This window comes from Hydrogenophaga sp. FG152, assembly GCF_057809615.1.
This window is the reverse complement of the sequence record NZ_JBMDKH010000008.1, coordinates 55,787-73,843: the sequence shown is the minus strand read 5'-3', so window position 1 is coordinate 73,843 and position 18,057 is coordinate 55,787. Positions and strand designations below refer to the sequence as shown.

At 66.9% G+C, this 18,057-nt stretch carries 17 protein-coding genes; 1 reads left to right on the top strand and 16 read right to left on the bottom strand.

Annotated features, from left to right (window positions below; genetic code table 11):
* The first annotated feature begins 5 nt into the window (after window positions 1–5).
* Window positions 6–3,575 (top strand): DNA polymerase III subunit alpha, encoded by a 3,570-nt coding sequence (gene dnaE, locus ACODTB_RS11510; RefSeq protein WP_291112113.1) that lies wholly within the window; start codon window positions 6–8, stop codon window positions 3,573–3,575.
* Window positions 3,576–3,689: 114 nt separating this feature from the next.
* Here dnaE and tolA read toward each other — a convergent pair whose 3' ends face one another.
* From tolA to ribD, 16 genes are all read right to left on the bottom strand, one after another.
* Entirely contained in the window at window positions 3,690–4,589 is a 900-nt protein-coding gene (tolA, locus tag ACODTB_RS11505; RefSeq protein ID WP_291112115.1) for a cell envelope integrity protein TolA, read from the bottom strand.
* 16 nt (window positions 4,590–4,605) lie between these two features.
* Window positions 4,606–5,049 carry an ExbD/TolR family protein gene (locus tag ACODTB_RS11500; protein WP_291112118.1) on the bottom strand — a complete coding sequence of 148 codons (444 nt, stop codon included), beginning with the start codon at window positions 5,047–5,049 and terminating at the stop codon, window positions 4,606–4,608.
* Between the two features lies 1 nt (window position 5,050).
* Window positions 5,051–5,749, bottom strand: coding sequence for a protein TolQ (gene tolQ / locus ACODTB_RS11495; RefSeq protein WP_291112121.1), 699 nt, complete (start codon window positions 5,747–5,749; stop codon window positions 5,051–5,053).
* Between the two features lie 49 nt (window positions 5,750–5,798).
* Entirely contained in the window at window positions 5,799–6,233 is a 435-nt protein-coding gene (gene ybgC, locus ACODTB_RS11490) for a tol-pal system-associated acyl-CoA thioesterase (RefSeq protein WP_291112123.1), read from the bottom strand.
* On the bottom strand, window positions 6,230–7,450 hold the full coding sequence (locus tag ACODTB_RS11485) for a pyridoxal phosphate-dependent aminotransferase (RefSeq protein ID WP_291112126.1): 1,221 nt from the start codon (window positions 7,448–7,450) through the stop codon (window positions 6,230–6,232). Before ACODTB_RS11485 ends, ybgC begins: the two co-directional genes overlap by 4 nt.
* The gene (nusB, locus tag ACODTB_RS11480; RefSeq protein ID WP_291112128.1) at window positions 7,447–7,965 is read right to left on the bottom strand and encodes a transcription antitermination factor NusB; all 519 of its coding nucleotides are present in this window, start codon (window positions 7,963–7,965) and stop codon (window positions 7,447–7,449) included. Before nusB ends, ACODTB_RS11485 begins: the two co-directional genes overlap by 4 nt.
* Window positions 7,966–7,970: 5 nt before the next feature.
* Complete coding sequence (gene ribH, locus ACODTB_RS11475) at window positions 7,971–8,435, bottom strand: 6,7-dimethyl-8-ribityllumazine synthase (protein WP_291112129.1); 465 nt, start codon at window positions 8,433–8,435, stop codon at window positions 7,971–7,973.
* Between the two features lie 45 nt (window positions 8,436–8,480).
* Complete coding sequence (ribBA, locus tag ACODTB_RS11470; RefSeq protein WP_291112133.1) at window positions 8,481–9,611, bottom strand: bifunctional 3,4-dihydroxy-2-butanone-4-phosphate synthase/GTP cyclohydrolase II; 1,131 nt, start codon at window positions 9,609–9,611, stop codon at window positions 8,481–8,483.
* Window positions 9,608–10,252 (bottom strand): riboflavin synthase, encoded by a 645-nt coding sequence (locus ACODTB_RS11465; protein ID WP_291112134.1) that lies wholly within the window; start codon window positions 10,250–10,252, stop codon window positions 9,608–9,610. The genes ribBA and ACODTB_RS11465 overlap by 4 nt, the downstream gene beginning before the upstream one ends.
* A gap of 61 nt (window positions 10,253–10,313) precedes the next feature.
* Complete coding sequence (locus tag ACODTB_RS11460) at window positions 10,314–10,766, bottom strand: type IV pilin protein (RefSeq protein WP_291112136.1); 453 nt, start codon at window positions 10,764–10,766, stop codon at window positions 10,314–10,316.
* Window positions 10,763–14,125 (bottom strand): pilus assembly protein, encoded by a 3,363-nt coding sequence (locus ACODTB_RS11455; RefSeq protein WP_488929349.1) that lies wholly within the window; start codon window positions 14,123–14,125, stop codon window positions 10,763–10,765. Before ACODTB_RS11455 ends, ACODTB_RS11460 begins: the two co-directional genes overlap by 4 nt.
* Entirely contained in the window at window positions 14,077–14,844 is a 768-nt protein-coding gene (locus tag ACODTB_RS11450; protein WP_291112138.1) for a pilus assembly PilX family protein, read from the bottom strand. The genes ACODTB_RS11455 and ACODTB_RS11450 overlap by 49 nt, the downstream gene beginning before the upstream one ends.
* A complete protein-coding gene (locus ACODTB_RS11445; RefSeq protein ID WP_291112141.1) occupies window positions 14,841–15,629 on the bottom strand; it encodes a PilW family protein in 789 nt (262 codons plus the stop codon). The genes ACODTB_RS11450 and ACODTB_RS11445 overlap by 4 nt, the downstream gene beginning before the upstream one ends.
* A complete protein-coding gene (gene pilV, locus ACODTB_RS11440) occupies window positions 15,626–16,213 on the bottom strand; it encodes a type IV pilus modification protein PilV (protein WP_488929348.1) in 588 nt (195 codons plus the stop codon). The genes ACODTB_RS11445 and pilV overlap by 4 nt, the downstream gene beginning before the upstream one ends.
* The gene (locus ACODTB_RS11435) at window positions 16,210–16,785 is read right to left on the bottom strand and encodes a GspH/FimT family pseudopilin (RefSeq protein WP_291112147.1); all 576 of its coding nucleotides are present in this window, start codon (window positions 16,783–16,785) and stop codon (window positions 16,210–16,212) included. Before ACODTB_RS11435 ends, pilV begins: the two co-directional genes overlap by 4 nt.
* A gap of 108 nt (window positions 16,786–16,893) precedes the next feature.
* On the bottom strand, window positions 16,894–18,051 hold the full coding sequence (ribD, locus tag ACODTB_RS11430) for a bifunctional diaminohydroxyphosphoribosylaminopyrimidine deaminase/5-amino-6-(5-phosphoribosylamino)uracil reductase RibD (protein WP_291112150.1): 1,158 nt from the start codon (window positions 18,049–18,051) through the stop codon (window positions 16,894–16,896).
* Window positions 18,052–18,057: the final 6 nt, after the last annotated feature.

Below are 18,057 nucleotides of genomic sequence, written 5' to 3'. Positions count from 1 at the left end.
GCCTGATGTTCACCCATCTGCGCCTGCACACCGAATTCTCCGTCGTCGACGGCACCAACCGCATCGATGACGTGGTGGCCGCAGCGGCTGCCGACGGCCAGCCCGCGCTGGCCATCACCGATCTCAGCAACCTGTTCGGTGCCGTCAAGTTCTACAAGGAAGCCCGCGGCGCGGGCGTCAAGCCCATCATCGGCGCCGAGGTGCTGCTGCAGGGCTTCACCGAAGAAACGCCCGGTGCCATGCCGGGCAGCCAGCAGGCCCCCGTGCCGCGCGCGCTGCTGCTGGTGCAGGACAAACAAGGCTACCTGAACCTCAGCGAACTGCTGGCCCGCGCCTGGACGCGCAACGACGGCCGGGGCCAGGCCCTGGTGCAGCGCGACTGGCTGCAGGAATGCAATGCGGGCTTGATCCTGATCTCGGGCGCGCAGGCCGGCCCGGTGGGTCAGGCGCTGATGCAGGGCGATGCGCAGCGCGCGGCTGACGTGGCGCTGCAGCTCTCCAGCATCTTCACGCACCGTTTCTACATCGAGTTGCAGCGCGCCGGGCGCGTCGACGATGAACGCCACGTGGCGCAGGCCGTGCAACTGGCCGCGCGCCTGCACTTGCCAGTCGTGGCCACGCACCCGGTGCAGTTCCTGGAAGCCGACGACTACGAGGCGCACGAAGCCCGCGTCTGCATCGCCGAGGGCGAGATCCTGGGCAACAACCGGCGCGTGCGCCGCTTCACGCGCGAGCAGTATTTCAAGAGCACGGCGCAGATGCAGGCGCTGTTCGCCGACATCCCGTCCGCGCTGGCGAACTCCGTGGAGATCGCCAAGCGTTGCAACCTCACGCTCGTGCTGGGCAAGCCGCAGCTGCCCAACTTCCCCACGCCGCTGATCGACGGCGTGCCCATGCCGATGGCCGATTTCTTCCGGCAGTCGTCTTTCGAAGGCCTGGAAGAGCGCCTGGCGCACCTGTACCCCGACACCGCCAAGCGCGACGCCGAACGCCCGCGCTACGTGGAGCGCCTCGAGTTCGAGATCAACACCATCCTGAAGATGGGGTTCCCGGGCTACTTCCTGATCGTGGGCGACTTCATCAACTGGGCCAAGAACAACGGCTGCCCGGTGGGGCCGGGCCGGGGTTCGGGCGCCGGTTCGCTGGTGGCCTACGCACTCAAGATCACCGACCTCGATCCGCTGCAATACAACCTGCTGTTCGAGCGCTTCCTGAACCCGGAGCGGGTGTCCATGCCCGACTTCGACATCGACTTCTGCCAGACCAACCGCGATCGCGTGATCGACTATGTGAAGGACAAATACGGCAAGGAGGCGGTGAGCCAGATCGCCACCTTCGGCACGCTGGCCGCGCGCGCGGCCATCCGCGACGTGGGCCGCGTGCTCGACTTCTCCTACGGCTTCTGCGACGGCATCTCCAAGCTGATCCCGAACAAGCCCGGCATGTCGGTCACGCTGCAGTACCCGCCGGCGCAGAAGAAGGAAGGCGACAAGAACAACTACGCGATCGAGATGGAGCCGGTGCTGGCCGAGCGCATCCAGAAGGAAGACGACGTCAAGACCCTGATCGAGCTGGCGCAGAAGCTCGAAGGCATGACGCGCAACATCGGCATGCACGCCGGGGGCGTGCTCATCGCGCCGGGCAAGCTCACCGACTTCTGCCCGCTGTACGCGCAGCCCGGCAGCGAATCGGCGGTGAGCCAGTACGACAAGGACGACGTGGAGGCCATCGGCCTGGTGAAGTTCGACTTCCTGGGACTGGCCACGCTGACCATCCTGGAGATCGCGCGCGAGCTCATCATGAAGCGCCACCCGGGGCAGGAGAATTTCCGTTTCGAGGACGTGCCGCTGAACGACGCGCGTGTGTACGCGCTGTTCTCGCGCGGTCAGACCGAGGCCGTGTTCCAGTTTGAAAGCCGCGGCATGCAGGGCATGCTGAAGGACGCCAAGCCCTCGCGCCTGGAAGACCTGATCGCGCTCAACGCGCTCTACCGGCCGGGCCCGATGGACCTGATCCCCAGCTTCGTGAACCGCAAGCACGGGCGCGAGGAGGTGGAGTACCCGCACCCGGCGGTGGCGGAGATGCTGTCCGAAACCTACGGGATCATGGTCTACCAGGAACAGGTGATGCAGACCGCGCAGATCCTGGGCGGCTACTCACTCGGCGGCGCCGACCTCTTGCGCCGCGCCATGGGCAAGAAGAAGGCCGAGGAGATGGCCGAGCACCGCGAGAAATTCCGCGCCGGTGCGCTCGCCACGCACAACATTCCCCAGGACAAGGCCGACGAGGTCTTTGACCTGATGGAGAAGTTCGCGGGCTACGGCTTCAACAAGTCGCATGCCGCCGCCTACTCCCTGCTCGCGTACCACACCGGCTGGCTCAAGGTGCATTACACCGCCGAGTTCTTCTGCGCCAACATGACGGTGGAAATGGACGACACCGACAAGCTCAAGGTGCTGTTCGAAGACGCGCAGAAGATGGGCATCAGCTTCGAAGCCCCGGACGTGAACCGGGGCTTCCACCGCTTCGAGCCGATCACCAACAAATCCATCCGCTACGGCCTGGGCGCCATCAAGGGCACGGGCCAGCAGGCGATCGAGGCCATCGTGGCCGCGCGTGAAGGCCGGGGCGAGGGGCCGCGCGGCGACGAGAAGGGCCCATTCAAGAGCCTGTTCGACTTCTGCGTGCGGGTGGACCGCACGCGCCTGAACAAGCGCACGGTGGAAGCGCTGATCAAGGCCGGCGCCTTCGATTCGCTGAACCTCAACCGAGCCGAGATGCTGGCCTCGGTGGACCGGGCCTTCGAGTTCGCCGCCGCCACCCTGGCCAACGCCAACCAGGGCGGGTTGTTCGACATGATGGGTGACGACGACCACGGATCGAGCACGCAGGAGCCCGACCTCGTGGCCACCACGCCATGGGGGGTGAAGGAGCGCCTGACGCTGGAAAAAACGGCGATGGGCTTCTACTTCTCGGGCCACCTGTTCGACGAAGTGCAGCGCGAGGTGCGCCGCTTCGCGCGCACGCCGCTTGGCGATGTGGTGGAGAGCCGCGACCCGGTGATCCTTGCCGGCATCGTGACCGACTTCCGCGTGATCAACGGCCAGCGCGGCAAGCTCGCGCTGTTCAAGCTGGACGACAAGACCGGGGTGTTCGAGACCAGCGCGGACGAGAACCTCATCAACCAGCACCGCAACCTGCTCAAGGACGACGAGCTCATCATCGTTCAGGCGGTGGCGCAACCCGACCGTTTCTCGGGCGGCGTGAGGCTGAAGATCCAGCAGATCTGGGACCTGGCGGCGGCGCGCTGCCGCTTTGGCAAGTACCTGCGCGTGGCGGTGAACGGCACGGCACCGTCGATCGCCGAGCTGGTGCGCGAATTCCCGCCCAAGCGCGAGATCACCGAGCAGGGCGAGCTGGTGCGCGGCCTGCCGGTGCGACTGGCCTTGCTGCGCGAGGGCGCGCAGTGCGAGCTGCAGCTGGACGACCGGGCGCTGTTCTTCCCCACGGACGCCGCGCTGGCGAGCTGGATGGCCCAGGCCCACGAGCAGCGCGCCGAAATCGTGTTTGATTGAAATACCCCCTGCGCCGCTGCGCGGCTTCCCCCTGAAGGGGACAGTGCCTGCGGCCCGGCGAAGCCGGTGCCGTGGCACTTCTGGGTCAGGCACGTCCGCTGGAGCGGTTTTTGATCAATCGAGGGGGCGCAGGCCGATCACCAGCGGCGACGGCACGGTGCCGTTGGTGTCCTTGGGCAGGCTGGCGGTGCGGTCGATGGCGCGCAGCACGGCCTCGTCCCAGTCCGGGTTGCCGCTGCTCTTGACGAGCCGGCGCGAGACGATGCTGCCATCGGGCGAGGTGCGAACCTCGACCTCGGCGCGCGGGTTGCCCGGTGCCACGTCGGTGAACACCACGTTGGGCTTGATGCGCGCGGCCACGCGCCCTGCGTAGCCCGGTGTCGGGCCGCTGGACTGCTGGGCCGTGCCGGTGCTCTGCGGCCCGCCGCTGGCGCCGGCCTGGCCCATCATGCGTTTGATCTGGTCTTCGCGGATCTGCGCCAGGCGTTTTTCCTCGGCGGCTTCCTTGCGTTCCTGTTCGCGCTTCTCGGCCGCCAGTTTCTGCTGCCGCTCCTTCTCGGCAGCAGCTTTGTCCGCTGCGGCCTTTTTCTCGGCGGCTGCCTTTTCCGCGGCCTTGGCGGCGGCGACTTTCTTCGCCTCTTCCTCGCGCTCCTTCTTTTCCGCCTCGGCCTTCTTCTTGGCCTGCGCGGTGGCGATCTCGGCCTGGGTTGGGCCGGGCGGCGGCGGTGCGGGGGTGGGTGCGGGTGCTGGTTTCGGGGTCGGGGCTGGCGTGGGCGCCGGGGTCGGCGCGGGCGGAGGCGGCGGGGGCTCCACCGCGCGCGGCGCGGCCTGCTGCGGCGTGCGAGACCAGAGTTCCGCTTCGACGGTGACGGGCTCGCCGTCGTTCTCCCACTGCACGCCCAGGGTCAGGGCGATCACGAGCAGGCCATGGGCAACCAGGGCCAGCCCCATGGGGCCGAGCCAGCGCCCGTTGCGGGGCGGAGCGAGGTCGAGGTGGTCGGCGGTCGATTGCATGGGGCGTTGATGGGGCTCAGCGCGAGGTTTGCACGGAGAGGCCGACGCGCGCAATGCCCGCACGCTGCAAGGTATCCATCACGCGAACAACGGCTTCGTACTTGACGTTCTTGTCGGCGCTGATCACGACCGGCACGCCGCCTTCGGGTGGGCTGCCCCGGCTGGCCTGCAGCTGCTGCACGCGCGCGACCAATTGACCCATGGAGACCGGTTGCGGTTCGGCGCTGGAGGAGCCTTCGCGCACCTTGATCTGTTCGTCCTTGTCGATCACCACGGCCACGAAGCGGTCGGGCTGGCGCCCCGCCTGGCCCACGCTGGGCAGGGCGATCTGGCTCGGCGTGATCAGCGGCGCGGTGACCATGAAGATGATCAGCAGCACCAGCATCACGTCGATGAAGGGCACCATGTTGATTTCGTTGATGGTGCGACGGCCCCGGCCGCGGGAGGAAACGGCTGGCATGTCAGTGTCCCGACGGCGTCTGGGTGTGCACGCCGAGGTTGCGCTGCAGGATGTTGGAGAACTCTTCCATGAAGGTCTCCATGGCGTTGGCCACGCGGTCGATGTCGTGCGAGAAGCGGTTGTAGAACACCACCGCCGGGATGGCGGCGAAGAGGCCGATGGCGGTGGCCACCAGGGCTTCGGCGATGCCGGGGGCCACCGTGGCCAGGGTCACCTGGGCCAGCGCGGCCAAGCCGGTGAAGGCATGCATGATGCCCCAGACGGTGCCGAACAGGCCCACATAGGGCGAGACCGAGCCGACCGAACCGAGGAAGGAAAGGTTGGTTTCCAGGGCGTCGAGCTCGCGCTGGAAGCTGGCCCGCATGGCGCGCCGCGCGCCGTCGAGCAGGGCGCCGCTGTCGGTGATGCGGCGCTCGCGCAGTTTCTGGTACTCGCGCATGCCGCTGGCGAAGATGCGTTCCATCGGGCCGCCGTGCTTGGCGTTCTGGGCGGCGGAGGCATACAGGTCGTTGAGGTTGGTGCCCGACCAGAATTCGCGTTCGAAGTCTTCGTTGTAGCTGCGCACGCGCCTCAGGGCGAACACCTTGCGGAAGATGGCGGCCCAGCTCACCACCGAAACCACCACCAGCAGCGCCACGACGGCCTGGACCACCCAGCTCGCGTTGAGCATCAATTGAACGATGGAGAGATCTTGGGTCATGGGTGTTCGGAGGCGGTGGATGGGAAAAAAGTTTCGGGGGCCGGTCTCGTCAAGCCGTTCCTTGCAGCGCGTCGAGCACCTGGGCCGGGATGCGCTGGGGGCGCAGGCTGCGGGCATCGACCCACCCGATCCGGATGCTGCCCTCGCACAGCAACGTGGGCGGGTCGCTGGCCAACTGGGGCTTCAGGAGCGCGCGCTGCTCGATTGTCAGGGAGGCCCGGCCCGCTTCCCGCACGTGGGCTGTAACGAGAAGCAAATCATCGAGCCGGGCCGGGCGGTGGTATTGCACCTGCGTTTCGCTCACGACGAACATGCCGCCGACTTCCTCGCGCAAGGCTTGCTGTCCCAGGCCCAGGTGGCGCAGCCACTCGGTGCGGGCGCGTTCGAAGAACTTGAGGTAGTTGGCATAGAAGACGATGCCGCCAGCATCGGTGTCTTCCCAATACACGCGCACCGGCCAGGTGAAGGGGGGCTGCTCGCTCACAGGGCCTGCTCCAGGCGGGCCACGGCTTCCTGGAGCTGGGCCATCGAGTTGGCGGTGGAGAAGCGCAGGTATCGGCCAGGCTCGGCCTGGCCGAAATCGCGCCCCGGCGTGGTGGCCAGCTGGCAGCGCTTCATGAGTTCGAACGCCAGCGCCCAGCTGCCGCCTTCGTCGGGCCGTGCTCCCTGCGGCGCGATGCCCCAGCGCTCGCACAGGCCGCGCACGTCGGCCCAGGCGTAGAAGGCACCGTCGGGCATCACGGGCACGTTGAGGCCCAGGCGGTTGAGTTCGGGGATGAAAAAGTCGCGCCGGGCCTTGAAGGCGGCGCGGCGGCGCTCGTACTCGGCCAGGCTGTCGGGCTCGAAGCAGGCCAGCGCGGCGTGTTGCGCGATGGTGCTGGCGCAGATGAACAGGTTCTGTGCCAGGCGCTCCACCGCCGGCACCAGGGCGGGCGGCAGCACCAGCCAGCCCAGGCGCCAGCCGGTCATGTTGAAGTATTTCGAGAAGCTGTTGATGCTGATGACCTCGTCGCCGAGGCCATCGGGCAGGCCCAGCGCGCTGTGGCCGTACTCGTCTTCGAAGCTCAGGCCGAGGTAGATCTCGTCCACCAGGGTGATGCCACCGCGGCCACGCACGAAGCGCGCGATGCGTTCGAGTTCTTCGCGGGCGATGCTGGTGCCCGTGGGGTTGGAGGGCGAGGCCAGCAGGACACCGCGCGTGGCCTGGCCCCAGGCGACTTCCACCTGTTCGGCGCTGAGCTGGAAGCGCTGTTCGGGGCCGGAGGGGATCAGCACCGCGCGGCCTTCGGCGGCCTGCACGAACTGCCGGTTGCACGGGTAGCTCGGGTCAGGCATCAGCACTTCGTCGCCGGCTTCGATGAGCGCCAGGCAGGCCAGCTGCAACGCCGCCGAGGCGCCGGCGGTGATCACGATGCGGGCCGGGTCGATGCGCAGGCCAAAGCGCGAGGCGTACCAGCCGCTGATGGCTTCACGCAGCGAAGGCAGGCCAGTGGCCTGCGTGTACTGGCTGCGGCCCGCATGGATGGCTCGTTCGGCGGCGGCAGTGACCAGCGGCGGCGCGGTGAAGTCGGGTTCGCCGATGTTGAGGTAGATCATCGACCGGTCGCCGGCGCCGGCCTGGGCCGCCATCGCGGAGGCGGCCTTGGCCAGCTCCATCACGTAGAACGGTTCGACGCGCTGCGCGCGCTGGGCAATCCTCATGGAGCGGGCTTGCGCGCGGCGGGCGCCGGTGATGCGGCCACTTCCGCGGGGCGCAGTTGCGAGGCCAGCTGGTGCATCACACCATTGACGTATTTGTGGCCGTCGGTGCCGCCGAAGGACTTCGCCAGTTCGATGCACTCGTTGAGCACCACGCGCCAGGGCACGTCAAGGCAGTGCTGGAACTCGTAGGCACCGATCCAGAGCACGCCGTGTTCGATCGGCGAGAGTTCCGCCAGCGGGCGGTCCAGGCGCGGCGTGATCAGCGCGTCCAGCGCCGTGGCTTCGGCGATGCAGCCGTGCAGCAGGGCGTCGAAGTGCACGCTGTCGGCCTTGTGGAAGCCGGCCAGGTCGCGTGTGAAGGTGTCGATGTCGACGGCGGCATTTCGGCCCACCAGATATTGGTAGATCCCCTGCAGCGCGAATTCGCGGGCGCGGGTGCGGGCGGACTTGTCGGCCGCCTTGCGCGCGGTGCCGCCGCTCTTGGCGGTGGCCGGGGTGGGGGTGTCAGCGGACATGGTGTTCAACCGATCTCTTGCAGCAGGTGCGCCATTTCCACCGCCACGCGGGCCGCATCGCGGCCCTTGTCGGTCTGACGGGCCACGGCCTGATCCAGGTTTTCGGTGGTCAGGATGGCGTTGGCAATCGGGATCTGGTAGTCCAGCGAGAGGCGCGTGACACCGGCGCCCGATTCGTTGGCCACCAGTTCGAAGTGGTAGGTCTCGCCGCGGATGATGCAGCCCAGGGCGATCAGCGCGTCGAAGTCGTCGCGCTCGGCCATGGCCTGCAGGGCCACCGGCACTTCCAGCGCGCCGGGAACCTTCACGTGGGCGATGTTCTTGTCTTGCACGCCCAGGGCGAGCAGCTCGGCCAGGCAGGCGTTGAACAAGGCGTCGGTGATGGATTCGTTGAAGCGGGCCTGGACGATGCCGATGCTGAGTTTTCTGCCGTCGAGCACGCTGGGGGTGCCTTTGTCTGCGCCGAACATGTGGGGGGTCCGTTTCTTGGGATGAAGGAGGGAAGGGGAAAGGAATCAGCCGTTGCGGCTGAGGTAGCCGGTGATCTCGAGGCCGTAGCCGGTCATGCTGGGCATGCGGCGCGGGTTGCCCATGAGCTGCATGCGGTGCACACCGCAGTCGCGCAGGATCTGCGCGCCCACGCCGTAGGTGCGCAGGTCCATGCGGCCGCGCTCGGGCGCCTGGGCGGACCGCGCCGTGCCTTCGAACTGGGCCAGCAGCTGGCTGGCGGTTTCACCGCAATTGAGCAGCACGGCCACGCCCGCGCCAGCCTGGGCAATGTGGCGCAGGCTGGCTTCCAGGCTCCAGGAGTGCATGGAGCGGCCGACTTCCAGCGCGTCCAGCACCGACAGCGGTTCGTGCACGCGCACGGCCACGCTGTCTTCGGGCTTCCACTCGCCCTTCACCAGGGCGAGGTGCAGGGCGCCGCTGGGCTGGTCGCTGAAGGCCGTGACCTGGAATTCACCGAAGGCGGTGTTCATGCTGCGCGTGCCCAGCTTCTTGACCAGGCATTCGGTGCGGCTGCGGTGTTCGATCAGGTCGGCGATGGTGCCGATCTTCAGACCATGCTCGGCGGCGAAGACCTGCAGGTCGGGCAGGCGCGCCATGGTGCCGTCGTCCTTCATGATTTCGCAGATCACCGACGCGGGGCTGCAACCGGCCATGGCGGCGAGGTCGCAACCCGCCTCGGTGTGGCCGGCGCGCATGAGCACGCCGCCTTCGACCGCTTGCAGGGGGAAGATGTGGCCGGGCTGAACCAGATCGCCGGCCTGCGCGTCGGGCGCCACGGCGGCCTGCACGGTGCGCGCGCGGTCGGCGGCCGAGATGCCGGTGGTGACGCCTTCGGCGGCTTCGATGGAGATGGTGAAGGCCGTGCCCATCTTGGTGCCGTTGCGCGGCACCATGGGCGGCAGGCGCAGGCGCTCGCAGCGCTCGCGCGTGAGGGTGAGGCAGATCAGGCCGCGGCCGAAGCGGGCCATGAAGTTGATCGCTTCGGGCGTGACGTGGTCGGCGGCCAGCACCAGATCGCCTTCGTTTTCGCGGTCTTCTTCGTCGACCAGGATGACGATGCGCCCGGCGCGCATGTCGGCGACGATGTCTTCGACCGGCGAGATGGCCACCGGGGCAAGGGTTTCAGGGGCGTTCATGCGGGTTCCTTGGTGGGGTGCGTGCCGGCGCTGAGCATGCGCTCGACATAGCGCGCGACGGTGTCGATTTCGAGATTGACCGTGCTTGCCTCGGCCAGCTCGCCCAATGAAGTGTTGTCCACCGTGTGGGGGATGAGGTTGATGCTGAATTCGCAACCGGCGGCGCTGTCGGCCACCTCGTTGACGGTGAGGCTGACGCCGTTGACCGTGATCGAGCCCTTGTAGGCAAGGTATTTGCCGAGTTCGGTGGGCGCCATCACGCGCAGCTCCCAGCTTTCGCCCACCCGGGCGAAGCGGGTGACCGTGCCCACGCCGTCCACATGGCCCGCGACGATGTGCCCACCCAGGCGGTCATGGGCGCGCAGCGCCTTCTCCAGGTTGATGCGACGGCCCGCTTGCGCCAGGCCGGTGGTGCGGGCCAGCGATTCGGCGGAAATGTCGATCGTGAAGTGGTGCCGGGGCAGGTCCAGCGAGGTGACGGTCATGCAGGCGCCGTTGAGGGCGATGCTGTCGCCCAGACCGACGTCGTCGAGGTAGCCAGGCGGCGCCTCGAGGGTGAGTCGCTTGCCATGGTCCAAAGAGCTGCCCAGGTCGTGGAGGGCGGCGATGCGCCCCACGCCGGTGATGATGCCGGTAAACATCCCGCTATTTTCGCAGGGTTTCGGAAACCGGGCCTGGAGCCCTCTTTGGCGGGCTCGGGCGCTAGCGGTTCCAGCAGGCCTGCGCCGACAAGGGGGCCGCCACGAGCGCCGTGGCAGACTGGGTTCTCAGCCCTGCCTCGCTGAGTTCGAAAACGCCGCATTCGTCCGCGCTTTGCGCGGCGCGCGGGGTGGCTTGCAGCACAAAGGCGCTGGCATTCAGCGTTTTGAAGCCGACCGCGTACCGATCGCCTTCCACCGCCAGCACGCCGGCGGGAATGGCCGCCCGTTCGGGGTAGGCGCCCTGCGCGGTGGCCGCGCGCTCCAGCCATTGGGCGGCCTGCAGCAGGGCGGCCCGGGCGTGGGCCCGGTGGGTTCGCTGCACATACGAGGTGTATTGCGGCAATGCGATCGTGGCGAGCACGGCGACGATCACCAGCACGATCATGACTTCGATCAACGTGAAAGCCCGTTGTGCCGACGGCCGCCGCACGCCTGGGGACGGCCGCGTGCTCATTCGAATTCCCGCCAGTCCGCGCGTCGGCCCGCGACCTTGCCGGCTGTCAAGGTCAGCTTCCTGATGCACGCCGCTTTGGTGGGATCGCAGGCTGGGTCGCCTGACGTGTTGGAGAGAGACAGCAGGTTGAGATCACCACCCGATGTGTGGATGCTGGCGAATTCACCGCTGCCAAATCGCACGCGCGAGGCATTGACCATGGACATGGACGCGTCGGTGCTGGCGAATGCCGGCGCTCTGCCAGGCTGCCCCGTGATCATGTTGAGGACGGTGATCGCACCGCCTTCCTGGGCCTGTTCGAACGCGCAGGTTTCTTCGTTGCTGCCCTGCGCCGGGACGGTGGTGGTCACGATCACCTTCTGGCCCTCGAACGGTTGCGGGTTGCCCAACACGCGCTCACCGGCGTCGGGCAGGTCCATGTACCAGCCGCGCGGTGAGCTTGGGTTGGTTCGGGCGTACGCGACCGGCCGGCGGGAACTGTCGAAGAACTGGGTTGGCAGCTCGGTGCCCGAGGCGCGGCTGGTCACGGCCCCGGTGACGGATTGCTGGACGAGTGCGCTGCGGCCGGGAATCGCGGAGCGCGCGTCCGTGGTTTCGGACAGCAACCCCTTGTCGACGGTGTATTGGCTGAAGTCCCAGACCGAGTAGATGGTCTGCACTTTCGCGCTTGCGCGATCGGCCTCCTCCAGGCTGCGGCCGGTGCCGAACAGGATCTGGACGCCCCCCAGCGGATGGGCCATCCACAGCGGCGCCGTGGTGATGGGCTGGAGGTTGGCGGGGGAGGCCGCGTCGCGGGCCGTGAAAAAGGGGGTGCAGGAGGCGCTCTTGCAGGGCATGCCACCGCCGCTCCAGTCGGTGACACCCCATTTCGTGGCGTCCGTGTCGGTCAGGTTGAATTTCCAGAGGTTGCCTTGCAGGTCGCCGGCATAGGCCACATCCATCCTGCCGTCGCCGTTGACATCGAGCAGGCGAGGCGCGGACAGGCCATTGCCTTGGTGGGTGGCGGCATGGGCCACGATGCTGAGCAGTTCTCGTGGTCCGTCCAGGTACTGGATGAGCAGCACCGGGCGCTCGTTGACGCTGTTGACGCCATTGCCCATCACCACCGCCCAGCGGCCGTTGTTGAGCTTGACCATCTGCTCGCTGCGGCCGCCATCGATCGCGCTCACCACCGGCGGTGCGTAGAGGTGGCCGATGTCCTTGCTCGCTTCGTCGGGAGCGGGGCCGCTGCCCGGAAAGCTGCGGTCCAGCAGAACACCCGATGGGTTGAAGGTGGAGGTGGCCGCTGTGGCCGCCAGAGGGGTGGTGACGTCCAGCACGAAGTAGCCCCTGCCGCCACCGCCCAGGCCCCCGACCAGGTAGGTGCGCCAGTCGGCGGGCCGGCCCGCGTTGCTGGTGGTGTCATTGCCGCTGATATCGACATCGCCGGTGAAGGCCTGCCCATCCACGAAGTAGCGGTGGCTGTAGTCGGGCCGCGTATAGCTGCGCAGGTGGCCGTAGACCCCGGCCGGCACATAGGCCATGAGTTCGCGGCCGTTCTCGGCGCTGAAACCGTGCAGCATGCCATCGTTCGCACCCACGTAGAGCATGGGTGGGCGGTTCGCCTGCGCGGCTCGGAAGTCGGCATGCCCGGGGTGTTCGAATCCCATGCGCACGGGCTGCCGGGTCTGCCAGAGGTTCGCGTTGGCAATGTCGCCCAGGCGCGAATCGCGGCGGCGCAGCGTGCCGCCGGGCTTGTCGTTTTCATGGGCGCGGTCTCCCCGCAGGTAGTTCAGGCGGCGCTGGCCCTCGATGTCGCTGTCGCTCCCTCGCAAGGAGGCCTGCTGCGCCTCGTTCAGGTTGTTCCAGGTGAAGACGGCGCCTCCCTTGCCGTTGTGTGTGAGCACCTGCCGTGCATCCGGTGTGCTGGCGTCCAGCAACTGGTGCGCGGACCATGAAGGGGTGCTGCCGATGCCATGGGTGGATGCGTTGATGGTGTACGCGCTCAGGGTGCCGCTCCAGTTGCTGGAGTTGAAGCCGGCGACGTAGACGAGCCCGTTGGCCCGCAGACGGCTGGAGCTGCTCGCGATGCTGACCAGGGGTTGCGAGGTCTGGTGAAGTATGTCGTCCAGGATGCCTTGGAAGGCAGTGAGCAGCGCGGTGTCACTGACGGCAGGTATGAAGCGGCCACGGCTGTTCAAAGCGGCGTGCCACAGTTCTACCTTGCGTTCGTTCTGACGGGTTTGGAACAACGCGCCCTCGCAGGGGATATTGTCTTTTCCGGACACATTGCAGAACGGAGAGGGCCAGGTGATGTCGCCGTTGACGAGGCTGGCCAGGCCGTTGAAGGTGTCACCGCCCCAGAGCGGTTGGCCCGTCCAGGCGGCGGCATCATTGAAGCCGATGGTGTAGTTCACCATGTGCTGCCATGTCGCGGGATCGTTGCGCGGATTCCAGTAGGCCTCAAGTTCCGCCGGTTTGCCCGCCGAGCCGAAGTTCTGCCTGGGCCACTGGATCTTGGGGCTTGCCCGCAGGTTGTTGGCCAGGCCCGGTTGGAGGTCGCGTGACCAGTAGTAGAACGCCAGGTCGGACAAGGTGCTGAGTTGAGGGGTGCCCCAGTTGTCGCGGTACAGACGGGTCTGTGGCGAACTGGGATCGTAAAGAACACCATCGGGCAGAACAAGCTTCGTGTTGTCCGCGTTGCCGCCGCGAACGATGTACGTGTTGTTCGGCCCTGCGGTGTCGTGGTAGGTGTAGTGCACGGAGTTCCATGCACCATCCGTCATGAAGATGTGGAACGATTTTCGGCATGAAAGCAGCGGTGCTTCTTTCACGCCAGGGTTGGATGCCCATGGGCTATGGACACCGAGATCGGTCCGGCTCAGGTATTTGCCGGCCTCATCGATCATGAGATGCGAAGGCGTGTTGTTGCCGTGGGTCAATCGATCCACCCAGTTCATGAAGTCGGCACGGTGTGCGCCGCTGAGCCGAGCCATGCCGTTCTGGTTTCTGCAATCGAAGCTGTCGCTGGGGATTCCGCGACAGCGGTTCATGGACTGCCAGGCCAACCGCACGCGATCATCGGGCACGTTGGCGGCAGAGAAGGTTTGCCGCAGGGCGGCCTGGAGCGTGGCGATGCCCTCCAATCCCATGCTGCCGGAATCGTCGACGGACACGATCACGTTGGGAGCAGGCTCGCGCCCCAGCGCCGCCGGTGACTGCGCCAGGTTCAAAGGTGCGGCGCGAAGCGTCGCGGGCAGAACGGCGCAGGCGATGGCGATGAAGGCAAGGGGCAGAGGGGCATGGAGCATGTTCAGCAACCTTTGGAAAGTCAGTCCAGATCGGCTTGCGGGCGAGGCACGTAGATCGAACGCAACCACACCCGGGTGCCTGGCTTCATGCCTTGCACATAGGCGGTGATGCGATAGACGAAGGGGTGGCTGTGCATGTCCGGCGCCAGCACATGGCCGGACGCCGCTGCCATGCCCGCTGCTTCGGTGTACAAGAACACCTCCACCCAATACCAGGCGCGAGCGGCCACGGCGGGAGTCACGCCTGGGCGGGACCAGTGCAGCAGGGCATTGCCGCTGGAGGCGGGGTCGGTCCCTGTGAATTCGCCGTACCGAGCAGGCACGGCCGAGTCGCCTGTTCCGGCCGTCATGGCCGCCAGCTTGGTGGTCCACTGCTCCCGGCCCAGGGTGGTGGTGCTGTCCGGCAGGCAGATGCCTCGCAAGCAACCAACGATCGCGTTCGCTTTCAGACGGGCCCGCAGCAGATCGAGATCGGCCACATCCTGAGGAAAGAAGGGCGCGCCGGCGCCGAAATTCCGACAGCCAATGAAGGCCGGGTCAGCCCGGCAGGGGGTGGTGGCGTCGGCCTGTACGCCTTTGATGTCGCGTTCTGCATCCCGAATCAGGGCTTCGGCCGCCGCGAAGGCACGCTGGTGATCGCTTTCGCTGCCCACCATGCGTTCGTTGAGCCAGCCCAGGCGCGTGCTGCTGAGCGCGACGATGGTGGCCAGCAGGAGCATGACCATCACGACAATCAGCGCGATGCCTTGTTGGCGAGCGTTTGTTGATGGGGACAGGCGAGCGTTCATAGGCTGGCGTTGCGCAACTTGAAGACGCGAAAGAACACGCGGCGCAGCCTGCCGTCGTTCGGCGTGGGCTCACCTTGACACCCCACCGTGGTTGCGACCAGCCCGCTGCTGAGCTCGCCCGCGAGGCGCAGGCAGACTCGCAGGGCCTCGACCTGGTCCCAGGGCGCGGGAGAGAACTGGTTCAACGCGGTGGCGGTGGTGTAGCGCAGGCCAGCGCCCTCCCGAAGCCCGTACCAGACCTGAAAGTCCTCGACGCTGGCCATGAGGCCGTAGCTGCCCTCGCTGCTCCCTGATCCCTTGCACTTCAGTTCACCGGCGTCCACGCTGAAGGTGCTCGTGACGTTCTGGCCCGGCGCAGTTGGCTGGCCGAGGCAGTCGACGTTGTCGATGTTCAAGGGGCTCTTCTTGTCTGCGCCCGACGCCAGCGTGTGGTCCCGGGCGAGCGCCAAGGTGTCGGGCCTATTGAGCGCGCCATCCGTGCCCTTGACGGCGGCAGGCTGCCAGGTGTTCACGTTGACTTCGATTCCCTTGTACTGCGGATTGAAGCTCACCGTGCTCCCCGGCATGTCCAACAGCCGCCGTGCCCCGGCCTGGCGGACCACCTGGCCGATGACACGAAAAGCGGTGGCGGCGTCCTGTTGCAGGCGCGTGCTGTCGCCCATCACCTGCGATGCCGTGCGCGTGTACACCAGGCTGCCCATGGCGGCGATCACCACCATGAGACCGACGGCCAGCGCGATCATGAGTTCGACCAGGCTTGCACCCGACTGGCGTGATGTCGTCATGGCCGGACGAAGATCAGGTGGCAGGTGAAGGTGTCAGGGCAAAGCTCGCCCGACACGCCAGCGCCCGGTTGGTCGGCCGCACCTCGCACGGCGACGGCCTGGCGGAAGAGGGCAGCCTCTTCTTTGCCGGCCTGGGCCTCGTTTCTGGCCTTGGCTTCCGTCCACCTCACCAGAATGCCCAGCTGGGTGGCGTCCTTCGTGGAAGCAAACACACGCCCGTCGCCCGCGGGCAGAACTCGGGCCAGTTCTTTCTTCCACTGCATCAGATCGAAGGTGGCGAGTGGTGTTCCTCCGCACGGTGCGGAGGAACAGTCCGTCCCGGTGGCGGGTGGGGGGCCCCAGGTGGTCACATACGGGTTGACCAAGGCTGGCATGTGCCGCAGGTCGGCGTTGGCCTGGATGCGGTCCTGCAGGTCTTCGGCGGCTTGGATGGCCACCGCTCGCAGATTGGTGGTGCGGGCCGTGGTCAGGGCGCGGGTTTGAACCGCCGCCATGCCCATGACGCCCAGGGCCAGCACGAGCAGGGCCACCAGCGCTTCGATCAGGCTGGTGCCACGTTGGCGGTGGTGCGGTCTCCCCATCATTTGGCTTGATCAGGGCAGGCTTTTGCACCCTTGACCGTGCGCAGGCGCGTGCCCGTGGAGAAGCAGATCAGTTGGCCACTCAGTTCGTCCATGCCTGCGGGGAAGACCGCGAAACGTTGGCCTAAGGCAGTGACCTGGCCATACCGGTTGATGGTCATGTACTGCGGGCTGCCGCCGCCCGCCGCCTTGACAAGGTGGATGCCGATGGGAAGCGCAACGGACTGCAGCTCGGCCTCGGCCGCGTCCGGCAGTTGATTGCCATTGAGATCGGCAAACACGCGCCACCCACAATGCCAATCGGCGGTGGTGGGCAAGGCGACGTCGCACGAGGTTTGGCGCCAGATCAAGATGTCTTGGCCCAGGCGCATGGCGTCCACCCGGGCCAGTTGGACCGATGCCATGAATTCGTCCACGGCCGCACTCACGCGGTACTGGCGGGCGATACCGGCAAACGACGGAATGGCGATCGATGCCAGGACCGCCAGCATCGCGATCACCACCAGCAGTTCGATCAGGGAGACGCCCAGAGGCCTATTCGATGCTGTGATGAAGAGATGCCGCGCTTTTTGCATGGCGGCACTCTATCAGTCAAAAAATACAACTAAATATTGATTCTGATGAGCGGCATCATTTAGTGGATAGTTTCTTTGTATTGCTTTTTGTATCTTCGTGGTGATCGATCAACTTGCAGGGGGGAGGAGGAACGCATCACGGCCTTGCACCCGTGCCACGATGCGCAGATCGGCGCCCACCGGTTCCACCGAGACATAGCGGAGCAGGGGGCCTTCCGTCAGCTGCTGCAGCGGTCCGAAGTCGGCCAGGCTGGCGCCACGCCCAAGCAGCTGCGGCGCCAAGTAGAGCAGCATCTCGTCGACCAATCCTTCGCGCACGAACGAGCCATTGAGCTTGTGACCCGCCTCGATATGCAGCTCATTCACTTCGCGCCGAGCCAGGTCGGCAAGCACGCCCGGCAGATCCACCTTGCCGTTGGCACCTGGCATGTGGACCAGGGTCGCGCCCAAGCGCTGCAAGGCGCCTTCCTTGTTGGCGTCGCGGCTGGCGTGATAGATCCAGATCTGACGTGCCTGGCCGTTGGCGGGCGTCTGGAAGAGGCGCGCGGCCGGTGGTGTCTGCAGGCGGCTGTCGATTACCACCAGGTGCGGTTGGCGAGGGGTGTCCACGAGGCGGACGTCCAGCAAGGGATCGTCCTCCAGCACGGTGCCGATGCCCGTGAGCACAGCGCAGGCGCGGGCGCGCCAGGCATGGCCGTCCGCGCGCGCGGCCTCGCCCGTGATCCATTGGCTGGCGCCGTTGTCCAGCGCGGTGATGCCGTCAAGCGACGCAGCGGCCTTCATGCGCACCCAAGGTGTGCGACGGATCATGCGGCTGAAGAATCCGATGTTGAGTTCGCGAGCCGCTCTGGCGGCATCGTGGTCGTCTGGCAGCAGTTCGACCAGAATGCCGGCCGCGCGCAGGCGGTCCATCCCACGGCCAGACACCTGGGGGTTCGGATCCCCCGTGGAGACCACGACCTTGCCGACGTGCGCAGCGATCAATGCGTCGCAGCAGGGTGGCGTGCGTCCGTGGTGGGAGCAGGGCTCCAGCGTGACGTAGACGGTGGCACCGGCCACCGACTCGCCGCGCGCCTGTGCATCGCGCAAGGCCATCACCTCGGCGTGGGGGCCGCCCACGGGCTGGGTGTGCCCAGCCCCGATTTCACGGCCATCGGGTGTGGTGATGACGCAGCCGACGCGGGGGTTGGGGTTGCTGGAGCGCGTGGCTTGTCCAGCGAGGGCCAGGGCTTGATCGAGCGGATGCTTGGAGGCGGGCGCAGTCATGCGCCG

Bases quoted from the DNA above. Each gene is read 5' to 3' on its own strand.
- ACODTB_RS11500 (WP_291112118.1), bottom strand. From the start codon at position 5,049: ATGCCAGCCGTTTCCTCCCGCGGCCGGGGCCGTCGCACCATCAACGAA.
- ACODTB_RS11450 (WP_291112138.1), bottom strand. From the start codon at position 14,844: ATGAACGCTCGCCTGTCCCCATCAACAAACGCTCGCCAACAAGGCATC.
- ACODTB_RS11460 (WP_291112136.1), bottom strand. From the start codon at position 10,766: ATGAGCACGCGGCCGTCCCCAGGCGTGCGGCGGCCGTCGGCACAACGG.
- ACODTB_RS11435 (WP_291112147.1), bottom strand. From the start codon at position 16,785: ATGCAAAAAGCGCGGCATCTCTTCATCACAGCATCGAATAGGCCTCTG.
- ribD (WP_291112150.1), bottom strand. From the start codon at position 18,051: ATGACTGCGCCCGCCTCCAAGCATCCGCTCGATCAAGCCCTGGCCCTC.
- ACODTB_RS11465 (WP_291112134.1), bottom strand. From the start codon at position 10,252: ATGTTTACCGGCATCATCACCGGCGTGGGGCGCATCGCCGCCCTCCAC.
- ACODTB_RS11485 (WP_291112126.1), bottom strand. From the start codon at position 7,450: ATGAGGATTGCCCAGCGCGCGCAGCGCGTCGAACCGTTCTACGTGATG.
- dnaE (WP_291112113.1), top strand. From the start codon at position 6: ATGTTCACCCATCTGCGCCTGCACACCGAATTCTCCGTCGTCGACGGC.
- tolA (WP_291112115.1), bottom strand. From the start codon at position 4,589: ATGCAATCGACCGCCGACCACCTCGACCTCGCTCCGCCCCGCAACGGG.
- ribH (WP_291112129.1), bottom strand. From the start codon at position 8,435: ATGTTCGGCGCAGACAAAGGCACCCCCAGCGTGCTCGACGGCAGAAAA.
- tolQ (WP_291112121.1), bottom strand. From the start codon at position 5,749: ATGACCCAAGATCTCTCCATCGTTCAATTGATGCTCAACGCGAGCTGG.
- nusB (WP_291112128.1), bottom strand. From the start codon at position 7,965: ATGTCCGCTGACACCCCCACCCCGGCCACCGCCAAGAGCGGCGGCACC.
- ribBA (WP_291112133.1), bottom strand. From the start codon at position 9,611: ATGAACGCCCCTGAAACCCTTGCCCCGGTGGCCATCTCGCCGGTCGAA.
- ACODTB_RS11445 (WP_291112141.1), bottom strand. From the start codon at position 15,629: ATGACGACATCACGCCAGTCGGGTGCAAGCCTGGTCGAACTCATGATC.
- pilV (WP_488929348.1), bottom strand. From the start codon at position 16,213: ATGATGGGGAGACCGCACCACCGCCAACGTGGCACCAGCCTGATCGAA.